Here is a 13,792-nt window from a genome sequence, read left to right as displayed (position 1 = left end):
TGTGCGGCGATTAGGCCAAATGGTGGAATTGGCCAGGTATTTCACCCGTACGTAGCTGTTTCGGGGACTTGCATCGCGCGACTCGCGTCACACCTGCCCCCGCACCTCGTAAATCTGTTGCTTGCCGCAACTAACGCCGCTATCTTTAGTTGCACGAAACAATGGTGAGTGCCGGAGGCGACCCCTTGTGGCGCCCATCGGCGGACTTGCACACGATGCGGGGTGGGACCATGTCGGCGACTACGAGTGACACCACGTCAGGCAGACCGGAAGCGGAGCCGGACGGCGAGTTCACGCACCGTCAGATCATGAAGGTGATGAGCGTCCTGCTCGTCTCGCTCTTCGTGGCCTGCATATCCGGCACGGTCATCAGCACCGCGCTCCCCACGATCGTCGGCGACCTCGGCGGCCAGGACCAGCTCGCCTGGGTGGCCAGCGCGGGCCTCCTGACCACCACCGCGTCGACCCCGCTGTGGGGCAAGCTCTCCGACCTGTACGGCCGCAAGCGCCTGTTCCGCTTCGCGCTCATCCTCTTCGCGGCGTCCTCGGCACTCGCCGGACTCTCCCAGACCATGGGCCAGCTGATCACCGCCCGCGCGGTCCAGGGCATCGGCGTCGGCGGCATCACCGCGCTGACCCAGGCGATCATGGCCGACGTCACCACCCCGCGGAACCGCGGCCGCTACTCCGGCTGGATCGGCTCCGCGTTCGGCGTGGCGACCGTGGCCGGCCCGCTGATCGGCGGCTTCCTGGTCGGCTCCGAAGCGCTCGGCTGGCGCTGGACGTTCTACGTCGGCATCCCGTTCGCGGTCGCCGCCCTCGTCATGGTCGAGCGCGTCCTCAAGCTCCCGCACGTGCGGCGCGAGGTGCACGTCGACTACCTGGGCGCCGCGCTCATCACCGGTGCGGTCACCTCCGTCCTGCTGGCGCTGTCGCTGGGCGGCCAGAAGTGGGCCTGGAACTCCGGTACGACGTACACCCTGGCGGCCCTCGCCCTGGTGCTGGCTCTCGCCGCCGCTTGGCAGGAGCGCCGCGCGGAGGAGCCGATCCTGCCGCCGCACCTGTTCCGCAGCCGGACGTTCAACCTGGCCGGACTGGGCTCCTTCACGGTCGGCTTCGCGATGTTCGGCGCGATGATCTACCTGCCGCAGTACCTGCAGGTCGTGCGCGGCATGAGCCCGACCCGCTCGGGCCTGATGACGCTGCCGATGGTGCTCGGCATGCTGGGCGCCTCGATCGTCTCCGGGCGGCTCATCACCCGGTACGGCCGCTGGAAGGCGTTCCCGCTCGTCGGCCTGCCGATGATCGCGCTCGGGCTGTTCCTGCTCTCCACCCTGACCCTGGGCACGCCGCTCGCGGTCGCCGGGCTCTACATGCTGGTGCTGGGCATGGGCCTCGGGCTCTCCTCGCAGGTCCTGGTGCTGGCCATCCAGAACGACGTGGACCCCGCGCACATCGGCATCGCCACCTCGGCGGCGTCGTTCTTCCGCTCGATGGGCGGCGCGGTCGGCGTCGGCGTGCTCGGCGCGATCCTCAGCTCGAAGCTGTCGTCCGGCATCCCCGAGCTGATGGTCGAGCGGCACGTCGCGCCGCCGGCCGGCGGCATGGACGGCCTGCTGGGCAGCCCGTCCGCGATCCACGCACTGGACGCGCCGCTGCAGAGCGCCGTGGTGGACGGCTTCACGCAGGGCCTGCACACGGTCTTCCTGGTGGCCGCGCCGGTCACGCTGGCCGGCCTGCTGGCGGTGCTGGCGATCCGCGAGGTCGCGCTGCGCGGCGGGCGGACCGCGAAGTCCGGGGCGGGCCAGGGCGGCGGGTCCGGGCCGCGCGACGAGGCCGGTAGCGCGGGGGAAAGTGAGCCTGACGGAGCGTCAGATTCTGTCGAGGTCGATCTGTCCGGTTCTGCCCGGGAAAAGATCGGCAGTCGGGGCTGACAAGCCACCGCCGGGGCACCACAATCCTGGGTACCGCCGTACTCGCCGGTAGCCACTGCCGGCGGGCCGCCGACCCCAGGAGGTCCCGTAATGCTGAGCACGATGCAGGACGTGCCGCTGACGATCACCAGGATCATGCAGCACGGCACGACAGTGCACGGCGCCTCCGAGGTGGTGACGTGGACCGGCGCCGAGCCGCGCCGGACCACGTACGCGGAAGTCGGCCGCCGCACCGCGCAGCTCGCGCACGCGCTGCGCGAGCTCGGCGTGGACGGCGACCAGCGGGTGGCGACGTTCCTGTGGAACAACCAGGAGCACCTGGAGTGCTACCTCGCCGTCCCGTCGATGGGCGCGGTCCTCCACACCCTGAACCTGCGGCTCCCCGGCGACCAGCTGATCTACATCGCCAACCACGCCGAGGACAAGATCCTCATCGTGGACGGCAGCCTCGTCCCGCTGTTCGCCCCCGCGCTGCCCGCGCTCAAGACCATCGAGCACGTCATCGTGACCGGCGACGCCGACCTCGCGCCGCTGGAGGGCAAGGGCAAGCAGGTCCACCGGTACGACGAGCTGATCGCGGGCCGGCCCACCGAGTTCCCGTGGGCCGAGGACATCGACGAACGCTCCGCGTCCGCGATGTGCTACACCAGCGGCACCACCGGCAACCCCAAGGGCGTGGTCTACAGCCACCGTTCGACGTACCTGCACAGCATGCAGGTGTGCATGGTCGAGGGCTTCGGCCTGGGCACCGCGGACATCGTGCTGCCCGTGGTGCCGATGTTCCACGTCAACGCGTGGGGCCTGCCGTACGCCGCGATGCTGTCCGGCGCCTCGATCCTCATGCCGGACCGCTTCCTGCAGCCCGAGCCGCTGGCCGCCATGATCGCCGCGGAGAAGCCGACCATGGCCGCCGCAGTGCCGACCATCTGGACCGGCCTGCTCGACCACCTCGACGCCACCAAGACCGACGTCTCGTCGCTGCGCGAGGTCATCGTGGGCGGCTCGGCCTGCCCGCCGGCGCTGATGGAGGCCTTCGAGGCGCGGCACGGCGTCCGCATCATCCACGCCTGGGGCATGACCGAGACGTCGCCGCTGGGCACCGTCGCGCGCCCGCCGGCCGGGGTCACCGGGCCGGACGAGATGGCGTACCGGGTGACCCAGGGCCGCCTGCCCGCCTCGGTGCAGGCCCGGCTGGTCGGCCCGGACGGGTCGGTCATGCCGCACGACGGCACCTCGGTCGGCGAACTCGAGGTCCGCGGACCGTGGATCGCGGGCGGCTACATCGGCGGCGAGACCGGCTCGGACTCGGTGGAAGGCGACCGGTTCCACGACGGCTGGCTGCGCACCGGCGACGTGGGCACGCTCACCCCGGACGGCTTCCTGACCCTGACCGACCGCGCCAAGGACGTCATCAAGTCGGGCGGCGAGTGGATCTCGTCGGTCGACCTGGAGAACCAGCTCATGGCGCACCCCGACGTGGCCGAGGCGACCGTGGTCGGCGTGCCCGACGAGCGCTGGGGCGAACGCCCGCTCGCCATGGTGGTGCTGCGGGCCGGTGCGGACACCGGGCTGGAGCAGCTCAAGGCGTTCATGGCGGAGCGCGTGGCGCGCTGGATGGTGCCGGAGCGCTGGAGCCTCGTCGAGGCGGTGCCGAAGACGAGCGTCGGCAAGTTCGACAAGAAGCTCATCCGCAAGCAGTACGGCGACGACGCGCTGGACGTGGTGACGCTGGGCTAGAGCCGGCGGCAGGCGGGAAGTACGTTGCGGGGCCTGGCCGGTCGGCCGGGCCCCGCAGTGTGTTCCGGTGTTCTTGCCGCGTGCCGGCTCAGACGAGCGAGGCGATCTTCCCGAGCAGGTCGACCACCCGCTGCTGCACGTCCTCGCGCGTCGAGCGCTCGGCCAGGAACAGCACCGTCTCGCCGGTCTGCAGGCGCGGCAGGTCCTCTTCGGCGATGTCGACCGTCGTGTAGACGACGATCGGCGTCGAGTGCAGGCGCTGGTTGTTGCGCAGCCAGTCCACGATGCCGAGCCGGCGGCGGCGTACCAGCATCAGGTCGAGCACCACGAGGTTCGGCTCGACGCTGGACGCCTTCGACACCGCCTCGCTCTCCGAGGTGACGTGGACGACGTCCATGCCGCGGCGCATCAGCGAACCGGTGAACGCGGCGGCTATGTCGGGGTTCGCCTCGACCAGCAGCACGCGCGAGGCGTGCGCGGCGCTGTCCGCGGGCGCGAGGGAGCGCAGCAGGACCGCCGGGTCGGCGCCGAACGCCGCGTCCCGGGTGGCCTGCATGATGCCCGCGGTGACCAGCACCGGGATCTCGGCGGCGGTCGCCGCGGTGCGCAGCGACTGCAGCGCGGTCCGGGTGATCGGACCGGTCAGCGGGTCCACGAACAGCGCGGCGGGCTGCGCGGGCGCCGCTGCGTCGACCTCTTCGCGGGAACGCACCAGCACCGGGTCCCAGCCGCGTGCGGTCAGCGCTCCCGACGTGGGGCCGTCCGGGGCCGGCCAGACCAGCAGGCGGCGCGGCCGGCCGTCCGGCGCGGGCGCGACCATCGGCGGGTAGTCCGGGTCCACCGCGGCCAGTTCGCCGGGCGGCGGGGTGTCGGCCTCCAGCGCGGCGAGGTCGGCGTTGCCGCCGGCCTCGGCGGTGAGGGCGATCGGCGCGCCGGTGACCGGGTCGTTGACGGTGCCGGGATGCGGCGCGATGCCGGGCACGCGGTGCGGCAGCGGGTCGGACACCGGGCGGTATTCGAGTGCTGCTTCCTCGGCCGCGGGGGTCTGGTGCGCGGCGGCTGCCTCTGCCGCCTGGGCCGCCTCGGCCTCAAGGGCTGCTTGGCCGCGCCGGTCGGCCCGGCCGAGCCGGCCTGCGGCGCGGGCGATCGCATCGGCGGACCTGGCCTGCTCCTGGTGAGCTTGTGCCTGCGCTTGGGCCTGTGCTTGCGCCTGCTCTTGCGCGTGGGCGGCGGCTTCGGGGGCGGCGCTGCCGTTCGGCGCGACCAGGTCCTGGTAGCCGGAGGGCAGCGGCGGCGGCGCGGTCGGATGCGATGCGGGCTGCGGCGACAGGTGGGTGCCGGGGTGCATCGGCGGCTGCCCGGGCTGGCCGGGCTGTCCGGGCTGCTCCGGGTAACCGGACGGCAGTGGGGGACCGGCGTGCTGCGCGGGCTCGTCGGTGCTGCCCGGCGTACCGAAGTCCTGGTACGCGGACGGTGCTGCGTAGCCCTGCGGGCCGTGCTGCTGCGGCTGCTCGTGCTGCGGCTGGGCCGGCGGCTGCTGGGTCTGAGGCTGCTGGATCTGCGGCTGCTGGATCTGCGGCGGCGTGAGGGCGCGGCGCCGGCGGCCCGGGATCTGCGGGCGCGCCGCGGCGTCCTCTGCGGTGCCCGCAGCCGTACCCGCCTCCTGGCCCGGGACGGGCGGAGGCGTCGTCGGCATCGGCGGTATCGCCGGCTGCTCGGCGGGCAGCGGGATCTGCGGCATCAGCGCGGTGGGCGCATCAGGATTGGCGTCGACCGGCGGCTGGGCCGCGGCCGGGAGTTCGAGCAACTCGGTCGGCGCCAAGTCGGCTATGTCGGACGGCGCGGACTCGGTGCGGTCCTGCACGCTCGTCGACCTGCTGCCCATCCCGGGCAGGCCGGGCCGCGACTGCGACGGTATGGACGCGGGCGGCGTCGACAGGTGGTGGCGGGCCCGGGCCATGTGCCGGGTGTGGTGCCCGTTGACCTTCGCGGGCACGGTCGGCGGCTTGCCCGCGGCGTCCTCGGGCTGCCCGCCGCCCTCGGCAGGCGTGCCGGCGGCGTCGGCGGCCGGGGCCGAAGTGCCGCCCGGCTTGCTCCCGTTGCCCGTGCTTCCCGCCTCGCCCTCGGGGGCGGCAGCGGGCAGCGCACGATGCGCGGCGCGGCGCCCCGACGCGGGCACCAGCGGCACGCTGGGCGCACTTCCGGGCGCGGCCGAATCGCCGGCCGGCAGCGCGATCGGCTTGGCGGGGGCGGGCAGCGGCGGTACGCCGGGCGCGGGCGGCACGACGGGTGCCGCGGCGGGCGCCAGGCGCGCGCGGGGCTCCAGTTCGCCCTTGTCACGCACCGCGGGCAACTGCGGCGCCGACTCGTCCTGGCTCTTGTCCTCGTCCTTCTCCGCAGCGTCCGGAGCCGGTTCCTTCTCCGGTTCCTTCGCCGCGTCCTTCTCGCCCTCCGGCTTCGCGGTGCCCGGGCGCACGGCCGGCGACGTGCGCGCCCGCTTGCGCGCCCGCGCCCGTACGTCCTGGCCCGCCTCCGCGGACTCCTGGGGGCGCGCCTTGGCGGCGGCCTCCTCGTCGGCGGGCAGCTCGACCACGTAGGTGCTGCCGCGTCCCTCGACGGTGTGCGACTCGACGGTGCCGCCGTGCGCCTCGATCACCGCGCGCGCCAGCGGCACGTGCACCGAACTGCCGCGGCTGGCCGGCCCGCGTACCTCGATGCGGGCCACCGCACCGCGCTGCGCGGCCGCGACGACCACGGTCGAACCCTTCGGGCCCGCACCCACGGTGTCCGCGATCAGGTGGCCGAGCGCGCGTGTCATCGCGTCCACGTCGACCTGCACACCCACCGGCGCCGCGGTCACGGTGAACTCCACACCGGCCGCCCGGGCCGGGTACGTCACCGTCTCCAGCGCCCGGTCGAGCAGATCGTCGACGGTCGCCGCGGTCCGCTCGGCGTCGTCCTTCGCCTCGCCCCGCTGGTGCTCCAGCACCTCGCCGGTGAGGCCGACCATCTCCTCCAGCTCGCCCGCCACCTGGCGCACCACGCGGCGCGCACTGGGGCCGAGCTCGCCGATGCTTCCGTCGGCCAACGTCTTCAGCCGCGCCCGGGACGCCTCGATACGCGCCAGCAGCTCGCCGTCCAGCAGCTCCGCCAACTGCTCGCGGTGCTCGGCCAGCGCGCGCTCGCGCGTCAGGTCCGTGAACGTCATGACCGCACCGACGACGGCCTCGCCGAGCAGGATCGGCGCCGTCGTCATCTCGACCGGCAGCGGCTCACCGTCCCCGCGCCACAGCACCTGGTCGCGCAGCCGCTGCTTGCGTCCGGTCTTGAGAGTCACCAGGGCCGGGCACTCGTCCTCCGGCAGCGGCGACCCGTCGGCCTTCTTCGGCTGCAGCAGTTCGTGCAGCGACTTGCCGCCCAGATCGCCGGCCCGGCGCCGCAGTATGCGCGCCGCCGCCGGGTTCACCAGCACGATCGACCCGTCGGCATCGATGCCGACGATGCCCTCGCTGGCCGCCCGCAGGATCATCTCGGTCTGCCGCTGCTGCCGCTGCAGCTCGGACTCCACATCGACGGACCCGGTCAGATCGCGCACCACGATCATCAGGAGCTCGTCGTCGTACGCCCCCGGCAGGTTCGCGCTCGTCACCTCGACCGGCATGAGCGAGCCGTCGGTGCGGCGCGCGGTCATCCGGGTGGGCTTGGTCCGCGTCTCGCCGCTGTCCATGATCCGCACGGACCCGGGGATGCGGCTGCGGTCGAAGGTCGGCAGCAGATCCAGCAACCCGCGCCCGACGATCGGCGTGCCCGGCGCCTCGAGCGCCTCCAACGCCATCGCGTTCGCGTTGACGACCGTGCCGTTCCGGTTCACGAGCAGCAACGCATCGGGCAGGGCGTCGAGTATGGCGGCGAGGCGAGCAGCGCCTCGAGATGGCCTGCTGCTCACGAAGCGCGTACCTCCTCAACGTCCCCTGGACTCCGCCGACGGCCCATCCTGCCCGTCCCCCCGAGGCATGTCACGACCGACTATCCCATTCTTTTTGCGGTCTCGTTGACCGGCCAGGTAATCTGTCCGCCGTCGGGATACACCGATGGAGGCTTCGCCTAGTCTGGTCTATGGCGCCGCACTGCTAATGCGGTTTGGGTAACCAACCCCATCCCGGGTTCAAATCCCGGAGCCTCCGCACTTCACGGCCCGTCCGGTCCAACCGGACGGGCCGTTTTGCATCCCCACCCACCACGCTCCGCACCCAAACCGCCACCCTCAGTACCACCACGCCCTAATTGTCCGTCAACTCCCTTTCCTCCCACCCCACATCGCCCCTCGCCCCCCGATGTGATCTATGCCGCACAAACCCCACGTCTCCCCACCCCCACCCCAACCCGACTTTCCGCTCTAAGCGAACACCCCAGCCCCTCCCCACCCCCACGCCCGCCCCACCCACCGACCGCCGACCACCCACCGCCGGCCGCCCACCCGCCGCCCACCGCCGACCCACCCCACCCACTGCCGGCCGCCGACCTTCCGCACCCACCCCCACCGCCGGCCGTCGACCTTCCGCACCCGCCCACCCCTAGGCGGCCGTACACCCCCACCACCTGCCGCCCCTCCAACTTCCTTCGGACCCCCGCGCAGACACCTTCCCGCCAACGCCCGCCAACCCCTCCCCACCCCGCCGTCCACACCAAAAACCGCAGGTCAGACCCCGTATCCCCACCTAGTCAGACAATCGATTTCAGCCCCGGCCACGGATCCTGTATTGTTCTTCTCGTCGCAACGACAAGCGCTCGTAGCTCAACGGATAGAGCATTTGACTACGGATCAAAAGGTTGCAGGTTCGAATCCTGCCGAGCGCACCAGCTCAGAGGCCCTCTCGGATGACCGAGAGGGCCTCTTGCTTTGCGGTGGGAGCCAATTTGGGAGCCAGGCTCAGGAGTTGGGTTCCCGGGGGGCGACGCGCCCGAGTGTTGAAGCTCGTGCGGGTGCCAGTGCCCGCGGCCGGCCTTCGTGCGAGAAGTTGTCCGGGGCGAGCGGCGTCCCGACCTTGCTCGGAAAGATCAGCCCGTGCTCGTGCCAGGCCTCGCCGAGGCGCTCACTCACCTTCTTCTGCTCGGCGCGGTGCCGCACGAGCAGGGCCGCCAACTCCGGTAACCAACCCCGCAGCAGCTGCCGAGGCAACTGTCGGGCCAGCCAGGAGGTACACGCATGCGGCTGGATCGAGATCCGGGCTCGCCCGAGGCCGACCAGACGTACTGGGAGTACAAGGCGCTTGAACGTGTCGGCCCGCTGCACTTCGGGATGCTCCCTGAAACAGCTGTCGCCGCCATGTACGAAGCAGGGTTCGTCTGCGGTTCTTTCGAGCGCCTTGGCGACTTCGGCTTGCTCCCTCAGACCCGCACGAGGTTCCGCAGAGCGGGTAGGCCCATGCACCAAACTGACGTCGACGCCTTCTACATCGATGCGGCCCTGACGTGTGTCGCGGTCGACGCAGGAACCGGTCCGCGGGTCACCTTCGACGGGATGGAGCTCATAGGCCGGCCCGCCATGGATCTCCAACGCGAGCTCATCGGCTATCTGGAACGCACCGACAGAGAGATCCGGTTGAGCCCGGACGGGGTCATCAGTGCCGACGACCTGGGAATCCTGACGCTCCCTCAACAGGTCGGTGAACTGGACCTGTCCCGTGCGATCTTCAGCAGAACGCACTACTGGGCCAACACCATGTTCGACACCATCCCCGGGGCAGCCCTGTACCTGCGCTGAGCAGCCGGTTGCACCAACAGGCGTACGACGACTGATGCTGCGTGGTGCGCTCCGAGCCGCGGTCAATCCGCGCACGCGTACGGCGCCGCGCGCCGCAAGCGGCGCGCCGGTCGCCCGACTCGGCCGGGCCCCGCCGCGCGTGCGGCGTGGCCGCCGGTCACGGCGTGGCCCCACCCGCCGGGCAGCGAGGGTGTGCATCGCTCCAGACACAGCGAAGAAGCCTTCTGGTTGGATCGACGCAGAGTCGCGCGGCACACGGGGGATCGAATGACGAGGGAATCGCCAGGCACGATCGCGGTTCTGGTGTACGTTGCAGACAACCGCTACGACGAGCAGGCAGGACCCGCAGGTGCTGCGCCCGCCACAGGTGGGACACACCCAGTGCCGACGGACCGCCCATCGTGCGTTGGGAGGGTGAACTCCTGGCGATGTACGAGTTCACCGACCTGGATCAGGCTCCACCAGGTCGCACGTGGTCTGCCGGTGCCGGCGTCTGGCGCGATGATTCGGTCCGCCTGAAGCCGCTCGGCGGCGCGCGCATAGTCACGCTGCCGAAGGAGATCCCGCTGAGTTACGAGGCCTGCTCCGCACGACTCAGTACTCACGGCAAGACTGGCGATTCCATCGCCGTCGAATCCGGGACGCAAGCCTGCCTGTCCACCGAGGGCGGGCGCGTGGTGGGAGGCACCGTGACTGCGATCTCCAGCATCGAGCGCCATGCGCGCATGCGCCTCACGATCTGGGAACGCAGCTGAGATGCTGCTGCGCAACGATCATTATTGGGTGAGGATGCTCATGGATGACGAGACGGGCCAGAAGACTCGGACGCCCTTACGGATGACGGTTGGCACCTGGGATACTCCGGTGAAGCTGATCTTTGAACCGTGGGCGACCGAGGTGGACTTGGAGCCACACATGACCGTCACCATGGAATGGGACAACAACGACCAAGACCCACAGGTCGAAGTTGTGCACCATCCTGAGTCCATCCAGTTCTTCGCGCTGGTTCTCCCCCGAGTCTGGGATAAGCACGGCAACGAGGTCGACATTTGAAGCGACACCGGGCTTCGGAACCCGTGATCGCGAAACCGGCGCGGACCTACCGTTTGCCTATGGCAGAGCGCAGCATTGGCGAAGTGGCCTTGTTTCGCGAGGCGTTCCCGGAGATGACCGATGAGATCGTCAAGATGCTGCACGCTGAAAGCGACGAGGCGTTCGCCGAGCAGTTCGCGGGACTTCGCTATTACGGACGCTGCCTGTGCACCCCAACGTGCAGAGCCCTGAGCACGGACAGCAGAAGACGCGTCAGCGGCCTCATGGTCATGCTCCCCACGGAGGAGCCAGTCTTCTGGCTCGACGTGGACAGCGCCGGCGCCGCGGTACTGGCGATCGAGGTCCTGGACGGCCGGACGGTGGAACCCCCGCTCGGTATGGGCACGGTATGAGCGAGGAGTGCTCACGCCGATCATGCCTTTGAGTTGCGGGAACTCGCGGGAGAGGACCGCACTCCGGAGCCGCTTCAGTTGGGAGCCGTGTCCTGTGTGTTGTCGGGGGCTCGTCGTACGCTCGCTCCGCCTGTCCCGACGAGCACGGAGCATCACTGATGTCTCGGACTACGCCGTCCATTCCTGTCGATCTGGCGAACTGGATACCGTCGCTTCTTCCGTCGGCGCGCTGGACAACGCGGCTGCACCCCCGTGTTGGTACCCCAGAGGTCTGCGACAGTTCCGTGGGTGGACCGTTGTTGTGGCCGAGCACCGAGCTGTGGCCAACATGCGCCCACGACCACGAAGACTTTGGGGTTTTGCCGCTCGATGATGGCCCAGTGCCGTTGGTGCCCGTCGTCCAGGTCTACGCCCGGGACTTGCCGGCTTCGTCGGATGTTCCGTTTCCGCCGGGTACGGATCTGCTTCAGGTTCTGTGGTGCCCGTTCCACCACGCGCCGTACTACGGCCCGATGGCTCAAGTCTTTTGGCGGGATTCAGCGGATGTCTCCGCCCCCATGACGGAGTTCCCGGAACCGCCCGAGGGAGCCGATGGCGGTGCGCTGCCTGTTCCATGTGTTCTACACCCGGAACGCGTCATGGAGTACCCGTCGTACGACATGACACAAAGTCAGGCCGACGAGGTGCAGGCGATCGCCGAGGAGTTGGAGAAGGAGACCGGGTGGTCGTACTGGTACGACCTGTCAGTGGCGCCCGGGGTCAAACTCGGCGGTTACCCGGGCTGGACCCAGGATCCGCAATGGCCCCGGTGTGCCTGCGGCCGAGTGATGGACCACCTGATCACTGTCGAGAGCAACGAGTTCGATGGTGAAGACAGCCCTCGCTGGATCCCCGTCGAAGACCAGGCGGGGGGCGATGTCTGGAACACAGTGAAGAACCCTACCGACTTGGTGCTCGGCGATGCCGGGGGAGTTTACGTATTCGTGTGTTCCACCTGCCCTGGTAGGCCGTACGAAACGGTGTTCGACTGCTCCTGACGGCGGGTCGTTTCCCACGTACCGAGGATCGAATGACGTTCGCTCGGAGCGGTGTCACCGTCACGTTGGTGACGGGAGACTCGTTCACTCCGGCCGGAAGCGCCGCATGGTTGCAGGTTCGAATCCTGTCGAGCGCACCAGCCAAGAGGCCCACTCGAACGCCGAAGGGGCCTCTTGCTTTGCTCTGAGGAACCAACCCGAAGGACAAGCGCGGGAGTTGGGCCACCAAACCCAACGGACAGCCTCCTCGTCGTTTCCCCATGGCGGCCGGTTCCCGTGGGGACAATGGCGCGATGAGCCGGATAACCGACGTCATCGTCAGTGCCGACATGCAGGCCGAAGCCATGGCTCCCCTGACGCATCGCGACGACGCTCGCGGCTGGTCCGGGGCGTTCACTCTCGTCACCGACGGGGCTGCCCGCGCCTATTGGAACCGGGACGGGAAGAACCCGGCGGCGGCCGTCTGGGTCGGGACGTTCGACCACCTTGACCGGCCGGCGCTGCTGGCCGACCTGGAGGCCCTCCCATGGACGTGCCCGCACACCGTCCAGGTGTTGATCCGGGTGGAGGACGACGACTGCTTCGGCCTGTGGATGATGATCGACGGGAAGCTTCGCGAGGTCGCCCTCCCTCGGACGACGAGGGACGCAGAGTCCGGTGTCCTTGCGCGCATCGACTGTCCCGGCGACGACCTGTAGGGCAGTTGGGCGTGAGCACGGCAGGTGTGCAGCCACGAAACCGTGGATGATGCCATCGACTGACCAGGGGGCTGCATGAGCGACAAGCGTTCACTGGCAGAGGTGTTGGCCACGGCCTTGGTCAACCTCGCCTGGACCATCGAGGACGTACCGGATGAGGTCCTTGAACCTCGATTCGCCGTCATCTGGCTGGAATCGCTGGCGGAGGATCTTGGCGGCATGACTGCTGCTCAGAGTGCCGAGTTCGCACGTCTTCTCCGAGCTTTGCCCGATGTCGATCCCGCGTTCACCGAGGCGCTCATTGACACGGCTGCGTGGCCTCACCGTGAAGACGTCTTCGAGGACTGAACGACGCAGCGGTGGGGGGTGGTTGGGTCTTCGGGGGGCGTGGGTCGGGGGAAGGGCTCTGTGGCAGCGGGGAGTTGAACGGCGCTGCGGGGCGGGTGCGGGTGAACGAGTTGCCGTGGGAATGCCGGATCTCCGAGTTGCGGCGGGCATGCCGAAGGTGCCGGACCTGGTGGTCCGGCACCTTCTTTGGACCTGGGCCGTCAGGGGCGGCTGGTCAGGTTCAGTGGCCGTGGTGCGGCGGGCACGGCTTGGGCGGGCACGGCGGGGGGCACGGCGGCGGGGGGCACGGGTGCTCCACTACCGGGGGGCACGGGATGGGCGGCAGCACGATCACCGGCGGGCACGGCGGCGGGATGTGGACCACCGGCGGGCAGGGCTTCGGCGGGCACGGCGGCGGCGGGCAGGGGTGCTGCGGCGGCGTGGGGGAGGGGCAGCACACCGAGGTGCCGACCGTGCTGGGGGCGGCGGCCGGCGCAGCGAAGGCCTGGCCTCCCACCGTCAGTGCACCGCCGGTCAGCGCGGCTACGACCAGGAGTTTCTTGGCGAACCCGTTCACGTACGACTTCCGATCATGAGTGACAAGCGGCGAACCGCATGGCTCAGGACGGATTCCCTTTTGTCAGAAAATATGACCGGCGTGTCGAGATGTTCGCTCGTTCTCCGCAGGCGGTTCGCCCGTCCGGTCCGCCCGGGTTGCGAACCCGGCCGCGTGGATTACAAATGTCTCAGCACGCGACGGATGAACTTGCGGTGGTGCGGGCGGGGTTCACGTGGGTGCGGTGGGGCGGGGAACCGTTGTTTTCGGGGGTTCAGGGTTCGGGGCCTCGGG

The 13,792-nt window shown here is 70.0% G+C and carries 12 protein-coding genes and 2 tRNA genes; 12 read left to right on the top strand and 2 right to left on the bottom strand.

Annotated features, from left to right (window positions below):
• Positions 1-161: 161 nt before the first annotated feature.
• Both LZ495_RS33500 and LZ495_RS33495 read left to right on the top strand, forming a co-directional pair.
• Positions 162-1,934: an MDR family MFS transporter gene (locus tag LZ495_RS33500; RefSeq protein WP_308268681.1), complete on the top strand. Its 1,773-nt coding sequence runs from the start codon at positions 162-164 to the stop codon at positions 1,932-1,934.
• A gap of 90 nt (positions 1,935-2,024) precedes the next feature.
• Positions 2,025-3,671, top strand: coding sequence for a long-chain fatty acid--CoA ligase (locus tag LZ495_RS33495; protein WP_235056826.1), 1,647 nt, complete (start codon positions 2,025-2,027; stop codon positions 3,669-3,671).
• 88 nt (positions 3,672-3,759) lie between these two features.
• On the opposite strand, the gene LZ495_RS33490 is transcribed toward LZ495_RS33495, so the two are convergent.
• Positions 3,760-7,617: a PAS domain-containing protein gene (locus LZ495_RS33490; protein ID WP_235056825.1), complete on the bottom strand. Its 3,858-nt coding sequence runs from the start codon at positions 7,615-7,617 to the stop codon at positions 3,760-3,762.
• Between the two features lie 147 nt (positions 7,618-7,764).
• On the opposite strand from LZ495_RS33490, the gene LZ495_RS33485 reads away from it, so the two are divergent.
• Positions 7,765-7,855, top strand: a tRNA-Ser gene (locus LZ495_RS33485).
• Between the two features lie 600 nt (positions 7,856-8,455).
• Positions 8,456-8,531, top strand: a tRNA-Arg gene (locus tag LZ495_RS33480).
• A gap of 70 nt (positions 8,532-8,601) precedes the next feature.
• Here LZ495_RS33480 and LZ495_RS33475 read toward each other — a convergent pair.
• Positions 8,602-8,814 (bottom strand): hypothetical protein, encoded by a 213-nt coding sequence (locus LZ495_RS33475; protein ID WP_235056824.1) that lies wholly within the window; start codon positions 8,812-8,814, stop codon positions 8,602-8,604.
• Positions 8,815-8,877: 63 nt separating this feature from the next.
• Between LZ495_RS33475 and LZ495_RS33470 the strand changes: the two genes are divergently transcribed.
• The 8 genes from LZ495_RS33470 to LZ495_RS33435 all read left to right on the top strand — a co-directional run bounded on the left by LZ495_RS33470 (position 8,878) and on the right by LZ495_RS33435 (position 13,538).
• Positions 8,878-9,435, top strand: coding sequence for a hypothetical protein (locus LZ495_RS33470; RefSeq protein WP_235056823.1), 558 nt, complete (start codon positions 8,878-8,880; stop codon positions 9,433-9,435).
• Between the two features lie 428 nt (positions 9,436-9,863).
• Entirely contained in the window at positions 9,864-10,190 is a 327-nt protein-coding gene (locus LZ495_RS33465) for a hypothetical protein (RefSeq protein ID WP_235056822.1), read from the top strand.
• Positions 10,191-10,230: 40 nt separating this feature from the next.
• Positions 10,231-10,488 carry a hypothetical protein gene (locus LZ495_RS33460; RefSeq protein WP_235056821.1) on the top strand — a complete coding sequence of 86 codons (258 nt, stop codon included), beginning with the start codon at positions 10,231-10,233 and terminating at the stop codon, positions 10,486-10,488.
• Between the two features lie 59 nt (positions 10,489-10,547).
• On the top strand, positions 10,548-10,880 hold the full coding sequence (locus tag LZ495_RS33455) for a hypothetical protein (RefSeq protein WP_235056820.1): 333 nt from the start codon (positions 10,548-10,550) through the stop codon (positions 10,878-10,880).
• A gap of 380 nt (positions 10,881-11,260) precedes the next feature.
• The gene (locus LZ495_RS33450) at positions 11,261-11,917 is read left to right on the top strand and encodes a DUF1963 domain-containing protein (protein WP_235056819.1); all 657 of its coding nucleotides are present in this window, start codon (positions 11,261-11,263) and stop codon (positions 11,915-11,917) included.
• Between the two features lie 293 nt (positions 11,918-12,210).
• On the top strand, positions 12,211-12,615 hold the full coding sequence (locus LZ495_RS33445; protein ID WP_235056818.1) for a hypothetical protein: 405 nt from the start codon (positions 12,211-12,213) through the stop codon (positions 12,613-12,615).
• Between the two features lie 75 nt (positions 12,616-12,690).
• Positions 12,691-12,963: a hypothetical protein gene (locus LZ495_RS33440; RefSeq protein ID WP_235056817.1), complete on the top strand. Its 273-nt coding sequence runs from the start codon at positions 12,691-12,693 to the stop codon at positions 12,961-12,963.
• A 314-nt stretch (positions 12,964-13,277) separates the two neighbouring features.
• A complete protein-coding gene (locus tag LZ495_RS33435) occupies positions 13,278-13,538 on the top strand; it encodes a hypothetical protein (protein ID WP_235056816.1) in 261 nt (86 codons plus the stop codon).
• The last annotated feature ends 254 nt before the right edge of the window (positions 13,539-13,792 follow it).

The organism is Yinghuangia soli, assembly GCF_021502675.1.
GTDB lineage: Bacteria > Actinomycetota > Actinomycetes > Streptomycetales > Streptomycetaceae > Yinghuangia > Yinghuangia soli.
This window is presented reverse-complemented; position numbering and strand designations above follow the sequence as displayed.